The sequence below is a fragment of the Pseudomonas sp. PDM27 genome, assembly GCF_019219205.1.
GTDB lineage: Bacteria > Pseudomonadota > Gammaproteobacteria > Pseudomonadales > Pseudomonadaceae > Aquipseudomonas > Aquipseudomonas laurylsulfatiphila.
Genome location: NZ_JAHUWF010000014.1, coordinates 109058 through 127798, shown reverse-complemented (window position 1 = coordinate 127798; position 18741 = coordinate 109058). Strand labels below are relative to the sequence as shown.

Below are 18741 nucleotides of genomic sequence, written 5' to 3'. Positions count from 1 at the left end.
ATCGCAGGCTGAAGCCTTCACGACCGATGTCGCGCCGTCCCCGTCGCCCGGTGACAGGCGTTAATATTTGTGATTATTTTTTTCTACAGGGATTGGTAACTTGGCTGGATACCCCCATCCTGTCGCGCACAATCCAAGAGGTGATTGATGCGCGCCAACTCGTCTGATTCACAAGACACCGTCACAGCGACACAACCGATCAAGGCTGAGCGTTTGCGCCTGCTTGATCGTTTAAGCAAATACCGTCAACCCATTGGCCTGGCGATCACCCTGCTGCTGTTCGCGATCGCGTTGGTTGCCTGCCGCCACCTGCTGAGCGAACTCGACCTTTACGCGCTGCACGACTCGATCCTCGAAGTTCCAAAACCTGCCTTGCTGGGCGCCTTGGGCGCAACCGTGGTGGGCTTCATCATTTTGCTTGGCTACGAATGGTCGGCCAGCCGCTATGCCGAGGTGAACCTGGCGCCGCGCACACTGGCACTGGGCGGTTTCACGGCCTTTGCCATCGGCAACGCCATCGGCCTTTCAATGTTGTCGGGCGGCTCGGTTCGCTATCGCCTCTATGCTCGTCATGGCCTGGGAGCGGCTGAAGTCGCCCGCATGACGCTGTTCGCCAGCCTCTCGCTGGGTTGCGCCCTGCCGCCGCTGGCCGCCCTGGCGACGCTCAGCGACCTGCCTGCCGCGGCCACCGCCCTGGGACTCTCCGAGACATTGCTTGGCGTAGTGGCCAGCGCCGTGCTCGTGCTGTTTTCGGTGCTGGCCATCGGTATCTACCGTCGCCGGTTGCCGGAACAGCCTTACCCGGACAACCTGCTGGTCAGGATCGGGCGCCGCACCCTGCGCCTTCCAGGAACTCGCCTGACGTTCCTGCAGTTGATCATCACCGCCCTGGACGTTGCCGCCGCCGCAACGGTGCTGTATCTGCTGCTGCCGGAAACGCCGCCCTTCGGTGCGTTCCTTCTGGTGTACCTGCTGGCTTTGGCCGCCGGTGTGCTCAGCCACGTGCCGGGCGGTGTCGGGGTGTTCGAGGCGATCTTGCTGGCGGCCTTTTCCGACACCCTGGGTGCTGCGCCGCTGGCGGCCGCCCTGCTGCTCTATCGCTTGATCTACGTGGTCCTGCCCTTGCTGGTGGCCTGCCTGCTGTTGCTGGTCAACGAAGGTCAGCGCCTGTTCCAGACACGCCAGACGTTGCGCGCGGCCTCAGGCCTGGCGGCGCCGATACTGGCGGTGCTGGTGTTTCTGTCCGGGGTTGTCCTGCTGTTCTCCGGCGCCACCCCGGAAATCGACACCCGCCTGGAACACATCGGTTTCCTGATCCCCCATCGACTGGTCGATGCTTCGCACTTTGGCGCCAGCCTGGTGGGCGTGCTTTGCCTGTTGCTGGCCCAGGGCCTGCGCCGCCGGTTGTCGGCCGCGTGGATGTTGACCACCATCCTGTTGCTGGTCGGCGCCCTGCTCTCACTGCTCAAGGGTTTCGACTGGGAAGAAGCCAGCCTGATGGTGCTGACGGCGAGCCTGCTCGGGGTATTCCGCCGCTCGTTCTACCGCCCCAGCCGCCTGACCGAAGTACCGTTCTCGCCGCTGTACCTGGTGGCCAGCCTGTGCGTGCTCGGGGCGTCGATCTGGTTGCTGCTGTTTGCCTATCAGGACGTTCCGTACAGTCATCAACTCTGGTGGCAATTCACTCTGGACGCCGATGCCCCTCGCGGCCTGCGTTCGCTGCTCGGGGCTGCCGTGCTGCTGGTCGTGGTGTCGCTGACCTGGTTGCTGCGCACCGCGCGCCCGGTCATTCACCTGCCGACACCCGAGGAGCTGGAGCGCGCCAGCAAGATCCTCATGGCCTCCGCACAACCCGATGGCGGCCTGGCCCTGACCGGTGACAAGGCGCTGCTGTTCCACCCCAACGACGAGGCGTTCCTGATGTACGCCCGTCGCGGCCGCAGCCTGGTGGCGCTGTATGACCCGATCGGCCCGGGCCAGCAGCGGGCGGAAATGATCTGGCAGTTCCGTGACCTGTGCGACATCCACCACGCCCGCCCCGTGTTCTATCAGGTGCGCGCAGAGAACCTGCCGTACTACATGGACATCGGCCTGACCGCGATCAAGCTCGGCGAAGAAGCCCGGGTCGACCTCAAGCGTTTTGATCTCGAAGCCAAGGGCAAAGAGATGAAGGACCTGCGCTACACCTGGAACCGTGGCACCCGCGATGGCCTGTCGCTGGAAATCTTCGAGCCGGGCCAGGCGCCGATGGATGAACTCAAGGTGATTTCCGATGCCTGGCTGACCGGCAAGAACGTCCGCGAGAAAGGTTTTTCGCTGGGCCGTTTCAGCGATGACTACCTGAAGTATTTCCGCATCGCGGTGATTCGTTTCGAAGGACGCCCGGTGGCGTTCGCCAACTTGCTCGAGACCTACGGCCACGACCTGGCCAGCCTTGACCTGATGCGCGCGCACCCGGACGCCCCGAAGCTGACCATGGAATTCATGATGGTCGGCCTGATTCAACATTATAAAAACCATGGATACGCGCGTTTCAGCCTGGGCATGGTGCCGTTGTCGGGGTTGCAACCCCGTCGCGGCGCGCCATTGACCCAGCGCCTGGGCTCGATGGTATTCCGCCGTGGTGAGCAGCTGTACAACTTCCAGGGCTTGCGCCGCTTCAAAGACAAGTTCCAGCCTGATTGGGAACCCCGTTATATGGCCGTGCCCGCCGGACTCGATCCGCTGGTTGCGCTGGCCGACACTGCCGCCCTGATCGCGGGCGGCTTGACCGGATTGGTGAAACGCTGATGATTCAACGCTCCTTGCGGTATGTATTGGGCACACTGGTGATAGTGGCCCTGATTCTCGGTGGCGGTTACTGGTACCTGAAACGCCCGGCACCGGAACCGACCCTCGAATGGCTGACCCCGACCGACGGTGCGGCGATGACCCGTGTCATCCCCGGCACCACGCCACGCGCCCAGGTGCTGGTGGCGGTCAACGAAGACCAGAAACTCAGCGACAAACAATTGATGACCCTGAGCCGCAGTGGCTCGACGCAGATTGTCCAGGTGATCCTGCCCAAGGACTGCCTGCTGCAAAGTCGCGCCCTGCAATCGGGCCTGAGGGAACTCGAAGGCCCGGCGACCCTGGTCAGCGGCATCGGCCCGGGTGCCGTGCTGGCCTGGCGCTGGTTGTCCGAGCAGAAGAATGACAAGGCCCAGGCCATCTCGGTCGACCTGGCCCTGGAAAAGGGTGGCTGCACTCACCTGCTGCCCAAAAGCGCAGCCCACGGTCACTGGCTGGTCGCGTGGAACGACAACCCGGACGACACCAGTGCCGGCTTCGTGCGTAATCAGCCGAATGCCGAAACCAGCATCAGCGACTACGACATCAACCTGCCGCAAGTGCTGAACAACGAACTGCGCAAGATCCTCGTCGGCGGCGACAAAGCCGCTGGTGGCCTGCAGATTCCGGTGGTCGAAGTGCCCGCCGGCCAGGCCAGGGACACCGTGACCCTGTTCCTGTCCGGTGACGGCGGCTGGCGCGACCTCGACCGCGACGTGGCGGGCGAGATGGCCAAGATCGGCTACCCGGTGGTCGGCATCGACACCCTGCGCTACTACTGGCAGCACAAGAGCCCCGAGCAAAGCGCGCTGGACCTGACCGAACTGATGCAGCACTACCGGCAGAAATGGGGCACCAAGCGCTTCATCCTGACCGGTTACTCGTTCGGTGCCGACGTACTGCCGGCGATCTACAACCGCCTGGCCGAATCGGAACAGCAACGCGTCGATGCGATCATCCTGCTGGCCTTCGCCCGCACCGGCAGCTTCGAGATCGAAGTCGAAGGCTGGCTCGGCAACGCTGGCAAGGAAGCCGCCACCGGCCCGGAAATGGCCAAGCTGCCAGCCGCCAAAGTGGTGTGCATCTACGGTGAAGAAGAAACCGACGAGAGTGGCTGCACCGACAAGACCGCGGTGGGCGAAGCCATCAAGCTGCCTGGCGGCCACCACTTCGACGAGAACTACCCGGCGCTGGCCAAGCGTCTGGTGGAGGTGATCGAGAAGCGGCAGGTGAAGGAAACGGCTGCTGCAGAGTGATCTGAGCAGCCGAAAAAAGCCCCCGCTACCTCACGGTAGCGGGGGCTTTTTCATTCCTGCATGCACCACACACCCCCTGTGGGAGCGAGCTTGCTCGCGATAGCGGTAGATCAGTCAGCATTTCTGTTGAATGTGGCACCGCCATCGCGAGCAAGCTCGCTCCCACAGAGGTTCTGAAGTATCCAGCGACCGTCCACAAAAAAGCCCCCGCCGCCGCAAGGCAACGGGGGCTTTTTGATGAGGCTTACATCTCCACCTGCGTCCCCAACTCAATCACCCGGTTCAGCGGCAGATTGAAGAAACGCAAATTGCCGTTGGCGTTCTGCAACATGAAGGCAAACAGCGCCTCCCGCCAGCGTGACATGCCTTCAAGCTTGGAAGCGATGACCGTTTCGCGGCTGAGGAAGTACGTCGTGCGCATCGGGCTGAAGTCCAGTTCGTCGAGGTGACACAGCTTCAACGCCTTCGGTACGTCCGGTTCGTCGGTGAAGCCGAAGTGCAGGATCACCCGGAAGAAACCTTCGCCGTAGGAATCCACCTCGAAGCGCCGCGTCGGCGGCACCCGCGGGATGTCTTCGTACACCACCGTCAGCAGTACCACTTGCTCATGCAGCACCTGGTTATGCAGCAGGTTGTGCAACAGCGCGTGGGGCACGGCATCCGGCCGCGCCGTGAGGAACACGGCAGTACCCTGAACGCGATGGGGTGGTTGTACCGCGATACTGCTGATAAAGATCGGCAGCGGCAAACCACCCTCATCGATGCGCTCGACCAGCAACTGCTTGCCGCGCTTCCAGGTGGTCATCAGCACAAACAGCGCGAAACCGGCGATGACCGGGAATGCACCGCCCTGAACGATTTTCGGCACGTTGGCGGCGAAGTACACACCGTCTACCAACAGGAAACCCAACAGGATCGGCACCACAAGCACCGGTGGCCACTTCCATAGCAACAGGATCACCGCGGACACCAGGATACTGGTCATCAGCATGGTCCCGGTCACGGCCACACCGTAGGCCGAGGCCAGGGCGCCGGAGGATTCGAACCCCAGCACCAACAGCACCACGCCGACCATCAACGCCCAGTTCACCGCGCCGATGTAGATCTGGCCCTGTTCGGCACTGGACGTGTGCTGGATATGCATGCGCGGAATGTAACCGAGCTGGATCGCCTGACGGGTCAGGGAGAACGCACCGGAAATCACCGCTTGCGAAGCAATCACCGTGGCCAGGGTCGACAGGCCGACCAGCGGGATCAATGCCCAGCTCGGTGCCAGCAGGTAGAACGGGTTACGGGCAGCTTCCGGATCACCCAGCAGGAGCGCGCCCTGGCCGAAGTAGTTCAGCACCAGCGCCGGCAGCACGAGGATGAACCAGGCACGAGCGATCGGCTTGCGACCGAAGTGCCCCATGTCCGCGTACAGTGCTTCGGCACCGGTCAGTGCGAGTACCACGGCACCGAGAATCGACAGGCCCATGCCCGGATGGACCATGAAGAAACGTACGCCCCACACCGGGTTCATCGCTTCCAGGACTTCCGGGTGCTGGCTGATGCCATAGACGCCCAGCGCACCCAGCACCAGGAACCAGGTGACCATGATCGGCCCGAACAGAATACCGATGCGCGCCGTGCCGTGACGCTGGATCAGAAACAGCGCGACCAGCACCACCAGCGACAATGGCACCACCCAATGGTCGATACCTTCGAATGCCAGCCCCAGGCCTTCAATCGCCGACAGCACGGAAATCGCCGGGGTAATCATGCTGTCGCCATAGAACAGCGCCGCACCGATCAGCCCGCAAACCACCAACAACGTGCGCAGCTTCGCGTGGCCCGCCGCCGCCCGCCGGGCCAGTGCGGTCAAGGCCATGATCCCGCCTTCGCCCTGGTTGTCGGCGCGCAGTACAAACATCATGTACTTGATCGACACGACCCAGATCAGCGACCAGAAAATGAGTGCCAGAATCCCCAGCACCCCGTCATGGTTGACCGGCACGCCATAGCCGCCGGAAAACACTTCCTTGAGGGTGTACAACGGACTGGTGCCGATATCGCCATAAACCACCCCGACTGCCGCGACCAGCATGCCGATCGGCTTCACCGCCGAATGCTCGGCACCGGCAGCCTGACTACTTGCCTGACCCATCCACCACTCCTACTTCTCAGACCCGGGCTTCTTTGAAAGAAGCACTATGCTTTGTCGTGCAGCATGCGCTGTTTTACATAAGGTTACAGACGTTTTGTTGACTGTAAAAAACCAGTAAAGCGTAACGGCGCGAAGCATAGCGCAGCACTCGTCGTATTTCCCTGCATAAAGCTGGTCAAGTGGGCTTACCATCGCTAGAATTGCGCACTTTTTGATCAGAGGCGCCCAAGCGTCCGTCTGTCGCCCCGCCTTTAGGCCGGAGGCACTCCCTATACCGAGGTTAGACATGTCCACCACTCCTGCGCCGGCCAATCCAAAAGTTGGCTTCGTATCCCTGGGTTGCCCCAAAGCACTGGTCGACTCCGAGCGCATCCTTACCCAGCTGCGCATGGAAGGCTATGACGTCGTGTCCACCTACCAGGACGCCGACGTCGTGGTGGTCAACACCTGCGGCTTCATCGATTCGGCCAAGGCCGAGTCCCTGGAAGTGATCGGCGAAGCCATCAAGGAAAACGGCAAGGTCATCGTGACCGGCTGCATGGGCGTCGAAGAAGGCAACATTCGCGACGTACACCCGAGCGTGCTGGCCGTGACCGGTCCGCAGCAGTACGAGCAAGTGGTCAACGCCGTGCACGAAGTCGTGCCGCCACGCCAGGACCACAACCCGCTGATCGACCTGGTGCCGCCACAAGGCATCAAGCTGACTCCGCGCCACTACGCCTACCTGAAGATCTCCGAAGGCTGCAACCACAGCTGCAGCTTCTGCATCATCCCGTCGATGCGCGGCAAACTGGTCAGCCGTCCGGTGGGCGACGTGCTCGACGAGGCCCAGCGCCTGGTCAAGTCCGGCGTCAAGGAACTGCTGGTGATCTCCCAGGACACCAGCGCCTACGGCGTCGACGTGAAATACCGCACCGGTTTCTGGAATGGCGCGCCGGTGAAAACCCGCATGACCGAACTCTGCGAAGCCCTGAGCACCCTCGGCGTCTGGGTTCGCCTGCACTACGTTTACCCGTACCCGCACGTTGACGAGCTGATCCCGCTGATGGCCGCCGGCAAGATCCTGCCGTACCTGGACATCCCGTTCCAGCACGCCAGCCCGAAGGTGTTGAAGTCGATGAAGCGCCCGGCCTTCGAAGACAAGACCCTGGCACGCATCAAGAACTGGCGCGAAATCTGCCCGGACCTGATCATCCGTTCGACCTTCATCGTCGGCTTCCCCGGCGAGACCGAAGAGGACTTCCAGTACCTGCTGAACTGGCTGACCGAAGCCCAGCTCGACCGTGTCGGCTGCTTCCAGTACTCGCCGGTTGAAGGCGCACCGGCCAATGACCTGGACCTGGAAGTCGTCCCGGACGACGTCAAGCAGGACCGTTGGGAGCGCTTCATGGCGCACCAGCAGGCCATCAGCTCGGCGCGCCTGCAAATGCGCATCGGCCGTGAGATCGAAGTGCTGGTCGATGAAGTCGACGAGCAAGGCGCCGTGGGTCGCTGCTTCTTCGACGCCCCGGAAATCGACGGTAACGTATTCATCGATAACGGCAGCAACCTCAAGCCGGGCGACAAGGTCTGGTGCAAAGTGACCGACGCCGACGAATACGACCTGTGGGCTGAACAGATCTAAACGCAAAAAATACAAAAAGCCCCGCTCTCTTGACGAGATGCGGGGCTTTTTTACGGCTATCGTTTGCACATGGAAGGATTCCTATCAACCACTGCATAAGAGGCAGACGGGCATGCGTCAGCATTCGGTCATCCACACGCCGAAACTCGGTGACTACGAAGAATTGACCCGGGTCTGGGAGGCCTCGGTGCGCGCCACCCACGACTTCCTGCCGGACAGCTACATCGAGCTGCTGAAAAACCTGGTGCTGACCCGCTACCTCGACTCGGTGATGCTGATCTGCACCAAGGATTCGAGCCAGCGCATCACCGGATTCGCCGGCGTCGCGGCCGGCAAGATCGAAATGCTCTTCATCGACCCCGACCATCGCGGCCAGGGCCTGGGCAAGAAATTGTTGCGTTATGCCCTGGAACACCTGAACGCCGATGAACTGGACGTCAACGAACAGAACCCGCAAGCCCTCGGCTTTTACTTCAAGCAGGGTTTCGAGGTCATCGGTCGCTCGGAAGTCGATGGCATGGGCCAGCCGTATCCGTTGTTGCACATGCGTATGCGTCAAAACCACAAACGTTCACAGCACGGCTGACACAAACACGAACCAGATGTGGGAGCGAGCCTGCTCGCGAAGACGGTGTGTCAGACACCATTGATGTCAGCTGACAGATTGCATTCGCGAGCAGGCTCGCTCCCACAAAAAGCCTCACGGCGTAAATGGAACCGGGATTAACCGGCGCCAGGCAGGTACAATGCCTACCCCCTTTTTGTTACGGCCCTGACATGACTGACCCGATTCGTCTCTCCAAACGCCTCATCGAACTCGTCGGCTGTTCCCGTCGGGAGGCTGAGCTGTTCATCGAGGGCGGCTGGGTCACCGTCGACGGCGTGGTCATCGACGAGCCGCAATTCAAGGTCGACACCCAGAAAGTCGAGCTTGATCCAGAAGCCAAGGCCACCGCACCGGAACCGGTGACCCTGCTGCTCAACGTGCCGGCCGGCATGGACGCAGACACCGCCATGGCCACCCTCGGCGCCGAGACCCTGAGCGAAGAACACCGCTACGGCAAGCGCCCGTTGCGCGGGCACTTCCTGCGCCTGACCGCCAGCACCGACCTGCAGGCCAACGCCAGCGGGCTGCTGGTGTTCACCCAGGACTGGAAAATCCTGCGCAAGCTCACCGCCGACTCCAGCAAGATCGAGCAAGAGTATGTGGTCGAGGTTGAAGGCGAGATGGTGGCTCACGGCCTCAACCGTCTGAACCATGGCCTGACCTACAAGGGCAAGGAGTTGCCGGCGGTCAAGGCCAGCTGGCAGAACGAAAACCGCCTGCGCTTTGCCATGAAAAACCCGCAACCGGGCATCATCGCCCTGTTGTGCCAGGCCGTCGGCCTGAAGGTCGTCGCCATCCGTCGTATCCGCATCGGCGGCGTGTCCATCGGCAAAGTGCCCGTGGGGCAATGGCGCTACTTGTCTGGCAAAGAGAAGTTCTAAGGCTTTGCGCACCGCCACACTTTTCGGTGCTGCTGTTTTCGGCGGCACCCATAGCTGAATTATCAGGACCGCACACATGATCCATAACGACGTACTGCGCAGCGTGCGCTACATGCTCGACATCAGCGACAAGAAAGTCATCGAGATCATCAAGCTCGGCGGCCTGGACGTGACCCTGGCAGACCTGGTGACCTATCTCGACAAGAAAGAGGAAGACGAGGAAGGCTTCGTGCGCTGCCCCGACGAAGTCATGGCACATTTCCTCGACGGCCTGGTGATCTTCAAGCGCGGCAAGGACGAAAGCCGTCCGCCGCAGCCGATCGAAGTGCCGGTGACCAACAACATCATCCTGAAAAAGCTGCGGGTCGCATTCGAACTGAAAGAAGACGACATGCACGCGATCCTCAAGGCTGCCGAGTTCCCGGTGTCCAAGCCTGAGCTGAGCGCGCTGTTCCGCAAGTTCGGCCACACCAACTATCGCCCGTGCGGCGACCAGTTGTTGCGCAACTTCCTCAAGGGCCTGACCCTGCGCGTTCGCCCGCAATAAATCACCGCGCCCCTCTGTAGGAGCTGCCGCAGGCTGCGATCTTTTGATCTTGCTTTTAAAAATCAAAATCAAAAGATCGCAGCCTGCGGCAGCTCCTACACAGGTGGTTCAGGGCTTGGCCGTATGGCCATTCATTCCGCGCAAAAATAGTGGCTCCGTTTCGAACGGCTGACGACTAGGGTGTAAAGACCTCAGCTCTCAGGATTCGCCATGCATCCCTACTTTTCCCTGCAAGGCCGCACCGCCCTGGTGACCGGCGGCACCCGTGGTATCGGCAAGATGATCGCCAAGGCCTACGTCGAGGCGGGCGCCACCGTGTACGTCTGCGCCCGGGACGCCGAAGCCTGTCGGCAAACCGCCGACGAACTGGGAGCGCTTGGACACTGCCACGCCATGGTGGCCAACCTCGCCACCGAAGAGGGCGTCCTGCAACTGGCCACACGCCTGGGCGAGCAGATTTCCCATCTGGACATCCTGGTGAACAATGCCGGCACCACCTGGGGTGCACCATTGGAGAGCTACCCGATCAAGGGCTGGGAAAAAGTCATGCAGCTCAACGTGACATCGGTATTCAACTGTATCCAGCAGTTCCTGCCCCTGCTGCGCAAGGCCGGCTCAGCGCAGAATCCCGCGCGGATCATCAACATTGGTTCGGTGGCCGGGATTTCATCCTTCGGCGAACAGGCGTATGCCTACGGGCCGAGCAAGGCGGCGCTGCATCAACTGTCGAGGATTCTGGCGCGCGAACTGGTGGGACAGCACATCAATGTCAATGTGATCGCCCCGGGTCGCTTTCCGAGCAAGATGACCCGGCACATTGGCGATGATGAACAGGCACTGGCTGAGGATACGGCGCTGATTCCAATGAAGCGCTGGGGCCGCGAGGAAGAGATGGCGGCGCTGGCGATCAGTCTGGCGAGCACCGCAGGAGCTTACATGACCGGGAATATCATTCCTTTGGACGGCGGATTCAGTCTGTAGATCGGCGGCGCGCCCATCGCGGGCAAGCCACGCTCCCACAGGGTTCTAGAGCGCACACAAATTTTGTGTCCATCACAAAACCTGTGGGAGCGTGGCTTGCCCGCGATGACGGACTGACAGGTGCCACCGGGCTAGAGGTCGTGTGGGTTATCATGCCTGCCTTCATTCCGCCTCGACCTCAAACCATGACCTACAGCGTTTCCCCCATCGGCTTCGTGCGCTCCTGCTTCAAGGAGAAGTTCGCCATTCCGCGCCAGCCACAACTGGCCCCGGCCGCCCGTGGGGTGCTGGAACTGGTGGCTCCGTTCGATCAAGGGGACGCGGTGCAGGGCCTGGAGCAGGTCAGCCACGTGTGGCTGCTGTTCCTGTTCCACCAGGCTCTGGAGGAAAAGCCTCGCCTGAAGGTCCGCCCTCCTCGCCTCGGCGGCAATAAAGCCATGGGCGTGTTCGCCACCCGCGCCACCCACCGCCCCAATGGCATCGGGCAATCAGTGGTGAAACTGGACAGGGTCGAAGCCAACCGCCTGTGGATCTCGGGTATCGACCTGCTGGATGGCACGCCGATTCTCGATATCAAGCCCTACGTGCCCTACGCCGACATCATCGATACAGCCACCAACAGCATCGCCAGCGCTGCGCCGCAGCTGATTCCCGTGCAGTGGACGGACACAGCGCTGCTGCAGGCTCACGAGCATGCCAAGCGCCTTGAAGAGCCCTTGGTTGAGCTGATCGAGCAATGCCTGGCACAGGATCCACGCCCGGCCTATCAAATACCTGCACCCGAGCGGGAATACGGTGCGCAGTTCTGGGATCTGGATGTGCGTTGGCATTACCCGACACCGGAGCTGATCCGCGTCCTGGAAGTCATTCCCGCATCCCACCTGTAGGAGCTGCCGCAGGCTGCGATCTTTTGATTTTGATTTTTAAAAACAAGATCAAAAGATCGCAGCCTGCGGCAGCTCCTACATGAAAGCAAAAAGCCCGCGTTGCCTTGAGGCAGCGCGGGCTTTTCAATGATGCAGGTTGCTTATTTCTCTACGAACGCACGCTCGATCAGGTAGTCACCCGGCTCGCGCATCCGCGGCGAAACTTTCAGGCCGAAGCTGTTCAACACTTCGCTGGTCTCGTCGAGCATGCTCGGGCTGCCGCACAGCATGGCGCGGTCGTCCTGCGGGTTGATCGGTGGCAGACCGATGTCGCTGAACAGCTTGCCACTGCGCATCAGGTCGGTCAGGCGACCTTCGTTCTCGAACGGCTCGCGGGTCACGGTCGGGTAGTAGATCAACTTGTCACGCAGGGCTTCGCCGAAGAACTCGTTCTGCGGCAGGTGCTCGGTGATGAACTCGCGGTAAGCGACTTCGTTGACGTAACGCACGCCGTGGCACAGGATCACTTTTTCGAAACGCTCGTAGGTTTCCGGGTCCTGGATGACGCTCATGAACGGCGCCAGACCGGTACCGGTGCTGAGCAGGTACAAATGTTTGCCAGGCTTCAAGTCGTCCAGTACCAGCGTGCCGGTAGGCTTCTTGCTGATGATGATCTCGTCGCCTTCCTTCAGATGCTGCAACTGCGAAGTCAGCGGACCATCAGGCACCTTGATGCTGAAGAACTCGAGATGCTCTTCCCAGTTCGGGCTGGCAATCGAGTAAGCGCGCATAAGCGGGCGGCCGTTGGGTTGTTGCAGGCCGATCATCACGAACTGACCGTTCTCGAAGCGCAGGCCCGGATCACGGGTGCACTTGAAGCTGAACAGAGTGTCGTTCCAGTGGTGAACACTGAGGACACGCTCGTGGTTCATGTTGCTCATGTACGTGGGACTCCTGGAGATTGGTCTGCGCGTGTTCGGTGTGCTCTGCAAGAAAGCCAGCTCTGCGCAATTGCATCGCATTCTAAAGGCAGAGACAATATCTGTTAAATGGATTATTAAGATAAGGGTTATCGGTTATATCGATATGCGATTTACTCTCCGTCAACTTCAAGTATTCGTCGCCGTCGCCCAGCAGGAAAGCGTGTCCCGTGCTGCGGGCCTGCTCAACCTCTCGCAATCGGCGGCGAGCACCTCGATCACCGAACTGGAGCGCCAGTGCAGCTGCCAACTGTTCGACCGCGCCGGCAAACGGCTGAGCCTGAACGCCCTCGGTAAACAACTTTTGCCGCAAGCGGTCGCCCTGCTGGATCAGGCCAAGGAAATCGAAGACCTGCTCAACGGCAAGTCCGGTTTCGGCTCGCTGGCCGTTGGCGCGACCCTGACCATCGGCAATTACCTGGCCACCCTGCTGATCGGCAGCTTCATGCAGCGCCATCCGGAAAGCCAGGTGAAGCTGCACGTGCAGAACACTGCCAACATTGTGCAGCAGGTGGCTCACTATGAAATTGACCTGGGTCTGATCGAAGGCGACTGCAGTCACCCGGACATCGAAGTGCAAAGCTGGGTCGAGGACGAACTGGTGGTGTTTTGCGCCCCTCAGCATCCGCTGGCCAAGCGCGGCACGGCCACCATGGACGAGTTGAGCCACGAAGCGTGGATCTTGCGCGAGCAGGGTTCCGGCACACGGTTGACCTTCGATCAAGCCATGCGCCATCACCGTTCTTCCTTGAATATCCGTCTGGAGCTTGAGCACACCGAAGCGATCAAGCGCGCGGTGGAGTCAGGTTTGGGGATTGGCTGCATTTCCCGGCTGGCGTTGCGCGACGCATTCCGCCGCGGCAGCCTGGTGCCTGTCGAAACGCCGGATCTGGATCTGGCGCGACAGTTTTATTTCATCTGGCATAAACAGAAATATCAGACCTCGGCGATGCGCGAATTCCTCGACCTGTGCCGCGCCTTCACCGCCGGGGTTCAGCGCAGCGACGAGATCGTGCTGCCGACGATCGCTTAGAGCAGGATGACCGCCCACACCAGGGCAATCATGCTCAATGCCACGAACTGGGCGGCACTGCCCATGTCCTTGGCATTCTTGGATAGCGGGTGCCGTTCAAGGGAAATGCGGTCGATGGCCGCTTCCACCGCCGAATTGAGCAACTCGACGATCAACGCCAACAGGCAGACCGCGATCAGCAACGCCTGTTCGACCCGGCTGACATTCAGGAAGAACGACAAGGGAATCAGGATGACGTTGAGCAATACCAGTTGCCGAAAGGCGGCTTCGCCGGTGAAGGCTGCGCGCAGGCCGTCCAGCGAATAACCGGAGGCATTGAGGATTCGTTTCAGACCGGTCTGGCCTTTGAAAGGTGACATAGAGTGGGCAACTGACAAAAAAAGGAAGTGGGAAAGCTAGTTCAACCAAAGTCAAAAAAGCGTGAAGTAACCAACCTTTAATGGCTGGAAGTTGACTCAAGTTGTTGCAAGAGCAGCGCAGCCTGGGTCCGGGTCCGCACATTCAGTTTACGGAAAATCGCGGTCACGTGCGCCTTGATAGTCGCCTCGGAAACACTCAGCTCGTAGGCGATCTGCTTGTTCAGCAAGCCTTCGCAGACCATGGTCAGCACGCGGAACTGCTGCGGAGTCAGGCTGGCAAGGCCTTCGCTGGCCGCCTTGGCCTCTGCCGAAACGCTGACCGCTTCGAACGCCTGCGGTGGCCAGAACACATCGCCATCGAGGACCGCACGCACGGCTTTCTGGATCACACCCAAGTCGCTGGATTTGGGAATGAAGCCACTGGCGCCGAACTCACGGGACTTGACCATGATGGTCGGCTCTTCCTGGGCCGAGACCATGACCACCGGAATCTGCGGGTACTGACCGCGCAGCAGGACCAGCCCGGAAAAACCGTAGGCCCCCGGCATGTTCAGGTCCAGCAGTACCAGATCCCAGTCGGACTTTTCCGTCAGGCGGACTTCCAGTTCGGCAATGCTCGCTACCTCCACCAGACGGACATCCGGGCCAAGGCCCAGGGTCAACGCTTGATGCAAGGCACTACGAAACAGCGGATGGTCATCGGCAATCAGGATTTCGTATGTGGCCATTTTTCAAATGATCCTGTTTTTCATGAGACGCCCGATGCATTCGGACCTCGCCAAAGCACCTCAAGGCACAGCCATGGAGCTGCACTGACCAGGCAGTTTCAACGCAAGAAACGCCATTGCAAACGCTGGCCGCACCCTGATCGGCGCCAAGCATGCCCAGCGAAGCCGGGGTGGTCAAGCCGCATGCCCGGTACAGTTTATTGCAGTATGAGCGACAATCAGTCCACCAAAGGAGTGACCGACTGGACATAGGGCATCAACTCGGCATGCGCCGGGGTCGAAACGTTCATGTCCAACTGATGTTTGGCATCGAGGTAATGCTGGCTGAACACATCAAAGTAGGCATCCAGCGCCGAGGCTGCGTCGACATCGCCTGCAAGGTCGAGACACAGCGCCGCCACTTCCGCCGTACACAGATGCTCGCTGCGGGTCGAGCGGCGCAACCGGTAGCGCGAGAGTTTTTCGGGTAGCAGGCTGAGGATCGGCAATCGATCGAAATAGGGACTCTTGCGAAAGATCTTTCGCGCCTCGGTCCAGGTCGCGTCCAACAGAATAAACAACGGACGCTTCGTGCCATCGACATCCACGCTGTTTGTCACCCGCTCAGGCTCGACATATTCACCCGGAAACACCAGGTACGGCTGCCATTGCGGGTCGGACAACAGCGCCAGCAACTTCGGATCGACCTCCGTACGGGACCAGATGAAGGCGTGGTTGTCAGGGACCACGTCGGCGATCAGCCAACCGGTGTTGCTCGGCTTGAACACTTCCTTGTTGGTCATGATCAGGCACACGCCGGAACGGGTCGCGACCTGCGGACGCCATGCGCACAAGCAATGGCTCTCGATCACCCGGCAGTCACGGCAACGCGGCGCACGCCAGCCACGGGCCTGAATCGGCTTGATGCCCTCCTCCTCACGCTGATCGCGCAAGCGGGCTACGGCATTCAAGGCAAAGCGCGCGGGGGTAGGGCTCATAACGGGCAACGCCCACAGAGAAGGGAACTCGACACGAAACACACTCGACAGGGTAAAAAGTGCCAGCAGTTTACCAGACCGCCCGGCGCAAGCCTGTACCGTCCAGCCCGCCTCCCCTATAATTCGCCGCCACTGAACGCACAGTCACGTGACGGGTCAAAGCCCCATCACTGAACCAGGAGAGTTTCATGCTGCGCCTTATCGTTCCTACCGCGGCCGCGGCCATTTTGCTGGCGTCGTCCCTCAATGCCCAGGCTGCGTCCTTGAAAGACACGGAACTGAACAAAATGCTGCAAAACGTCGCCACCCAGAGCAGCGTCGGCACTCCTCGAGCGATCAACGAAGACATACTCGATCAAGGCTACACCGTTGAAGGCAAACAGCTGATCAACCACCTGAGCGTGCAGAGCAGCCACGCCGACAAGATGCGTGCAGACCCGAAGGCGGTGTACTTCCAGCTGGGCGCTTCTGTCTGCAGAAACGAAGGGTTTCGCAAGCTGATGGCCAAGGGCGCGATCATGCGTTACGACTTCACCGAGGTGAAGACCAACCGTCCGGTCGGCTCCGCCAGCTTCCAGGAATCGGATTGCCTGCAACCGGCCAAGAAGAAAAAGTAATCACCGGGAATTGGCGCGCCGCTGTTCATCTTCGGCGCGCAGTTCTGCCAGCAGCGCCTGCAAGTAATGCGAACGGCGTTCGCCGCCACGCAAACGGCGGCAGCACTCCTCTTCGAGGCTCAAATGATTGGCCTCGGCTGATGACTTCAACAATCGATACAGTTGCGTATCGACCTCCAGAATGACTCTGGCCATGGTTTCCCGCCTCCCTGCACTTCACTCATGTTTGAGCGATAAATCCTTGAACTGCATGTACCGTGCGTCCTGCCGTTGACGCAAAGTTGTCGTGTGGCACCTGTAACTTAGTAAATCAGAGTGCGGCACAGGCGACGCCTGTTCAGACGAGCGGTGAAACCACCTTGCAAATCGTCAATAAGCGGTTGCCAGCAAAGACGTTGTGGCGCAATGATCAATCAGCGCAAATCATTGTGAAGGTCTAGATTTCAGGTATCCACCTTCACTTTTTCAGGGCTGGAAAGGGGCTGGCCGTCGCTTGTCGTGTTGTGCGATTGTTTCTTTCATCCAAGGGAAAAACAGAACCTGTTTGGATGATCCGATGCCTTTCGGGTCAAGTAGATCGCCCAGGCATGGGCCTGGGCAGACAGCGACACATGAAGTGTCGTGGCACCGGCGTACGTTGTCGGGCCGAGGGTTCTGTGCAGAAGGAGAAGTTGAATGCCTTACCAACCGAATGACCTCCTGAGCCGTCATTTTGAAGAAAGCGGCCACGACCTCCTCAGCAAGGTCGAAGAACAACTCAAGCTGATTTCACCCAACAGCCCAAACATCCCGATCTACCGCGACATGATCCTGACCGTGCTGCGCATGGCCCAGGAAGACCACAACCGCTGGAATGCCAAAATCACCTTGCAAGCCCTGCGCGAACTGGAACAGGCCTTCCGCGTGCTCGAACAATTCAAGGGACGGCGCAAGGTCACTGTTTTCGGCTCGGCCCGTACCCCCATGGAACATCCGCTCTACAGGATGGCCCGGGAACTCGGCGCCGCTCTGGCGCGCTCGGAGATGATGGTCATTACCGGCGCCGGTGGCGGCATCATGGCCGCCGCCCACGAAGGAGCTGGCCTGACACACAGCCTGGGGTTCAACATCACCCTGCCCTTCGAGCAGCATGCCAACCCCACTGTCGACGGCACGACCAACCTGCTGCCCTTCCATTTCTTCTTCACCCGCAAGCTGTTCTTCGTCAAGGAAGCCGATGCCCTGGTGCTGTGCCCGGGCGGCTTTGGCACGCTGGATGAAGCCCTGGAAGTGCTGACGCTGATCCAGACCGGCAAGAGTCCATTGGTGCCCGTGGTGCTGCTCGATGCGCCGGGCGGTAAATTCTGGCAAGGCGCACTGGACTTCATTCACCAGCAACTGGAGGAAAACCATTACATCCTGCCCACTGACATGAAGCTGGTGAGACTGGTCTACAACGTCGAAGAAGCGGTAGAGCACATCAACCAGTTCTACAGCAACTTCCACTCCAGTCGCTGGCTCAAGCATCAGTTCCTGATTCGCATGAATCACTCACTCAACGACCAGGCACTCGAACATATGCAGGAGGCTTTCGCCGACCTGTGCCTGAGTGATCATTTCCATCAGCACACTTACAGCGGCGAGGAACACGACGAAGCCGAATTCAGCCATCTGGCGCGACTGGTCTTCAACTTCAACGCCCGCAATCATGGCCGCCTGCGCGAACTTGTGGACTACATCAACCTGCCGGAAAACTGGGCACAGTCGAAAACCCAGGCACAACAACGCACCCGGGAGCCGTCAAAGGTTACGTGAGGCATAAAAAAACGGCCCGCTATCGAAATAGCGGGCCGTTTCAGTTCAGTCGTCCATCCCTCGACCGCTGAACAGGCGGTTGATCATTTCCATGGAGTATCCCCGATACGCCAGGAATCGGCCTTGTTTGGCTCGCTCCCGGACATCTGCCGGCAATTGCCCGGAGAATTTACGTCGCCAGGTATCGGCCAACTGCTCCTGCCAGTCGATACCGCTCTCACGCAGGGCAAGTTCAATATCGGTGCGCTGCAGGCCGCGCTGGCTCAACTCTTCACGAATGCGTAAAGGGCCATAACCGGAACGGGCGCGGTAGGAAACAAAACTTTCGAGGTAACGGGTTTCAGACAACAACCCCTCTTCCGTCAACCGGTCGAGTGCTGTTTCGATCATTTCAGGGAGGGCGCCGCGCTGACGCAGTTTACGCGTCAGCTCGACTCGACCGTGCTCGCGTCGTGCGAGCAGGTCCATTGCGGTTCGCCGCACCGCGACGAGCGTATCGAGTACGGCGGTCATCGC

General features: G+C 60.3%; 18 protein-coding genes. 11 read left to right on the top strand and 7 right to left on the bottom strand.

All coding sequences use genetic code 11. The features are described from left to right. The first annotated feature begins 147 nt into the window (after positions 1–147). Positions 148–2790 (top strand): bifunctional lysylphosphatidylglycerol flippase/synthetase MprF, encoded by a 2643-nt coding sequence (gene mprF, locus KW838_RS24910; protein WP_102702693.1) that lies wholly within the window; start codon positions 148–150, stop codon positions 2788–2790. After that, positions 2790–4085: a virulence factor family protein gene (locus KW838_RS24905; RefSeq protein ID WP_218503840.1), complete on the top strand. Its 1296-nt coding sequence runs from the start codon at positions 2790–2792 to the stop codon at positions 4083–4085. The genes mprF and KW838_RS24905 overlap by 1 nt, the downstream gene beginning before the upstream one ends. A gap of 244 nt (positions 4086–4329) precedes the next feature. Here the strand turns inward: KW838_RS24905 and KW838_RS24900 are convergent, their stop codons facing one another. After that, positions 4330–6231 (bottom strand): potassium transporter Kup, encoded by a 1902-nt coding sequence (locus tag KW838_RS24900; RefSeq protein WP_102702691.1) that lies wholly within the window; start codon positions 6229–6231, stop codon positions 4330–4332. Positions 6232–6517: 286 nt separating this feature from the next. On the opposite strand from KW838_RS24900, the gene rimO reads away from it, so the two are divergent. The 6 genes from rimO (at position 6518) to tsaA (ending at position 11758) form a co-directional block, all read left to right on the top strand. Further along, a complete protein-coding gene (gene rimO, locus KW838_RS24895; RefSeq protein WP_025110809.1) occupies positions 6518–7855 on the top strand; it encodes a 30S ribosomal protein S12 methylthiotransferase RimO in 1338 nt (445 codons plus the stop codon). 112 nt (positions 7856–7967) lie between these two features. Further along, positions 7968–8441: a GNAT family N-acetyltransferase gene (locus KW838_RS24890; RefSeq protein WP_218503839.1), complete on the top strand. Its 474-nt coding sequence runs from the start codon at positions 7968–7970 to the stop codon at positions 8439–8441. 191 nt (positions 8442–8632) lie between these two features. After that, positions 8633–9343 carry an rRNA pseudouridine synthase gene (locus KW838_RS24885; RefSeq protein ID WP_007971163.1) on the top strand — a complete coding sequence of 237 codons (711 nt, stop codon included), beginning with the start codon at positions 8633–8635 and terminating at the stop codon, positions 9341–9343. A 76-nt stretch (positions 9344–9419) separates the two neighbouring features. Next, entirely contained in the window at positions 9420–9890 is a 471-nt protein-coding gene (locus tag KW838_RS24880) for a DUF1456 family protein (RefSeq protein ID WP_007971161.1), read from the top strand. 210 nt (positions 9891–10100) lie between these two features. Continuing rightward, positions 10101–10871, top strand: a complete 771-nt coding sequence (locus KW838_RS24875) for an SDR family oxidoreductase (RefSeq protein WP_218503838.1) — start codon at positions 10101–10103, stop codon at positions 10869–10871. Between the two features lie 185 nt (positions 10872–11056). After that, positions 11057–11758 (top strand): tRNA (N6-threonylcarbamoyladenosine(37)-N6)-methyltransferase TrmO, encoded by a 702-nt coding sequence (gene tsaA / locus KW838_RS24870; RefSeq protein ID WP_102699343.1) that lies wholly within the window; start codon positions 11057–11059, stop codon positions 11756–11758. Positions 11759–11898: 140 nt separating this feature from the next. Here tsaA and fpr read toward each other — a convergent pair whose 3' ends face one another. Then, on the bottom strand, positions 11899–12678 hold the full coding sequence (gene fpr / locus KW838_RS24865; protein ID WP_003443014.1) for a ferredoxin-NADP reductase: 780 nt from the start codon (positions 12676–12678) through the stop codon (positions 11899–11901). A 145-nt stretch (positions 12679–12823) separates the two neighbouring features. Here fpr and KW838_RS24860 point away from each other — a divergent pair, with 145 nt between their 5' ends. Continuing rightward, entirely contained in the window at positions 12824–13750 is a 927-nt protein-coding gene (locus tag KW838_RS24860) for a LysR family transcriptional regulator (protein ID WP_033047456.1), read from the top strand. Here the strand turns inward: KW838_RS24860 and KW838_RS24855 are convergent. From KW838_RS24855 to KW838_RS24845, 3 genes are all read right to left on the bottom strand, one after another. Then, positions 13747–14109, bottom strand: coding sequence for a diacylglycerol kinase (locus tag KW838_RS24855; RefSeq protein WP_015093791.1), 363 nt, complete (start codon positions 14107–14109; stop codon positions 13747–13749). The genes KW838_RS24860 and KW838_RS24855 overlap by 4 nt on opposite strands. A 77-nt stretch (positions 14110–14186) precedes the next feature. After that, on the bottom strand, positions 14187–14837 hold the full coding sequence (gene erdR, locus KW838_RS24850) for a response regulator transcription factor ErdR (RefSeq protein ID WP_102699344.1): 651 nt from the start codon (positions 14835–14837) through the stop codon (positions 14187–14189). Positions 14838–15055: 218 nt separating this feature from the next. Beyond that, positions 15056–15814 (bottom strand): tRNA-uridine aminocarboxypropyltransferase, encoded by a 759-nt coding sequence (locus KW838_RS24845; RefSeq protein WP_102699345.1) that lies wholly within the window; start codon positions 15812–15814, stop codon positions 15056–15058. A 188-nt stretch (positions 15815–16002) separates the two neighbouring features. On the opposite strand from KW838_RS24845, the gene KW838_RS24840 reads away from it, so the two are divergent. Then, positions 16003–16431 (top strand): PA3611 family quorum-sensing-regulated virulence factor, encoded by a 429-nt coding sequence (locus KW838_RS24840; protein WP_102699346.1) that lies wholly within the window; start codon positions 16003–16005, stop codon positions 16429–16431. On the opposite strand, the gene KW838_RS24835 is transcribed toward KW838_RS24840, so the two are convergent. Beyond that, the gene (locus KW838_RS24835) at positions 16432–16626 is read right to left on the bottom strand and encodes a hypothetical protein (RefSeq protein WP_102699347.1); all 195 of its coding nucleotides are present in this window, start codon (positions 16624–16626) and stop codon (positions 16432–16434) included. Between the two features lie 480 nt (positions 16627–17106). Between KW838_RS24835 and KW838_RS24830 the strand changes: the two genes are divergently transcribed. Next, entirely contained in the window at positions 17107–18225 is a 1119-nt protein-coding gene (locus tag KW838_RS24830) for a TIGR00730 family Rossman fold protein (RefSeq protein WP_102699348.1), read from the top strand. Positions 18226–18270: 45 nt separating this feature from the next. On the opposite strand, the gene recX is transcribed toward KW838_RS24830, so the two are convergent. Next, on the bottom strand, positions 18271–18738 hold the full coding sequence (recX, locus tag KW838_RS24825) for a recombination regulator RecX (protein ID WP_095965054.1): 468 nt from the start codon (positions 18736–18738) through the stop codon (positions 18271–18273). Positions 18739–18741: the final 3 nt, after the last annotated feature.

Excerpts from the sequence above, each read along its gene's own strand:
- mprF (WP_102702693.1), top strand. The coding sequence starts at position 148 with ATGCGCGCCAACTCGTCTGATTCACAAGACACCGTCACAGCGACACAA.
- KW838_RS24905 (WP_218503840.1), top strand. The coding sequence starts at position 2,790 with ATGATTCAACGCTCCTTGCGGTATGTATTGGGCACACTGGTGATAGTG.
- KW838_RS24900 (WP_102702691.1), bottom strand. The coding sequence starts at position 6,231 with ATGGGTCAGGCAAGTAGTCAGGCTGCCGGTGCCGAGCATTCGGCGGTG.
- rimO (WP_025110809.1), top strand. The coding sequence starts at position 6,518 with ATGTCCACCACTCCTGCGCCGGCCAATCCAAAAGTTGGCTTCGTATCC.
- KW838_RS24890 (WP_218503839.1), top strand. The coding sequence starts at position 7,968 with ATGCGTCAGCATTCGGTCATCCACACGCCGAAACTCGGTGACTACGAA.
- KW838_RS24885 (WP_007971163.1), top strand. The coding sequence starts at position 8,633 with ATGACTGACCCGATTCGTCTCTCCAAACGCCTCATCGAACTCGTCGGC.
- KW838_RS24880 (WP_007971161.1), top strand. The coding sequence starts at position 9,420 with ATGATCCATAACGACGTACTGCGCAGCGTGCGCTACATGCTCGACATC.
- KW838_RS24875 (WP_218503838.1), top strand. The coding sequence starts at position 10,101 with ATGCATCCCTACTTTTCCCTGCAAGGCCGCACCGCCCTGGTGACCGGC.
- tsaA (WP_102699343.1), top strand. The coding sequence starts at position 11,057 with ATGACCTACAGCGTTTCCCCCATCGGCTTCGTGCGCTCCTGCTTCAAG.
- fpr (WP_003443014.1), bottom strand. The coding sequence starts at position 12,678 with ATGAGCAACATGAACCACGAGCGTGTCCTCAGTGTTCACCACTGGAAC.
- KW838_RS24860 (WP_033047456.1), top strand. The coding sequence starts at position 12,824 with ATGCGATTTACTCTCCGTCAACTTCAAGTATTCGTCGCCGTCGCCCAG.
- KW838_RS24855 (WP_015093791.1), bottom strand. The coding sequence starts at position 14,109 with ATGTCACCTTTCAAAGGCCAGACCGGTCTGAAACGAATCCTCAATGCC.
- erdR (WP_102699344.1), bottom strand. The coding sequence starts at position 14,837 with ATGGCCACATACGAAATCCTGATTGCCGATGACCATCCGCTGTTTCGT.
- KW838_RS24845 (WP_102699345.1), bottom strand. The coding sequence starts at position 15,814 with ATGAGCCCTACCCCCGCGCGCTTTGCCTTGAATGCCGTAGCCCGCTTG.
- KW838_RS24840 (WP_102699346.1), top strand. The coding sequence starts at position 16,003 with ATGCTGCGCCTTATCGTTCCTACCGCGGCCGCGGCCATTTTGCTGGCG.
- KW838_RS24835 (WP_102699347.1), bottom strand. The coding sequence starts at position 16,626 with ATGGCCAGAGTCATTCTGGAGGTCGATACGCAACTGTATCGATTGTTG.
- KW838_RS24830 (WP_102699348.1), top strand. The coding sequence starts at position 17,107 with ATGCCTTACCAACCGAATGACCTCCTGAGCCGTCATTTTGAAGAAAGC.
- recX (WP_095965054.1), bottom strand. The coding sequence starts at position 18,738 with ATGACCGCCGTACTCGATACGCTCGTCGCGGTGCGGCGAACCGCAATG.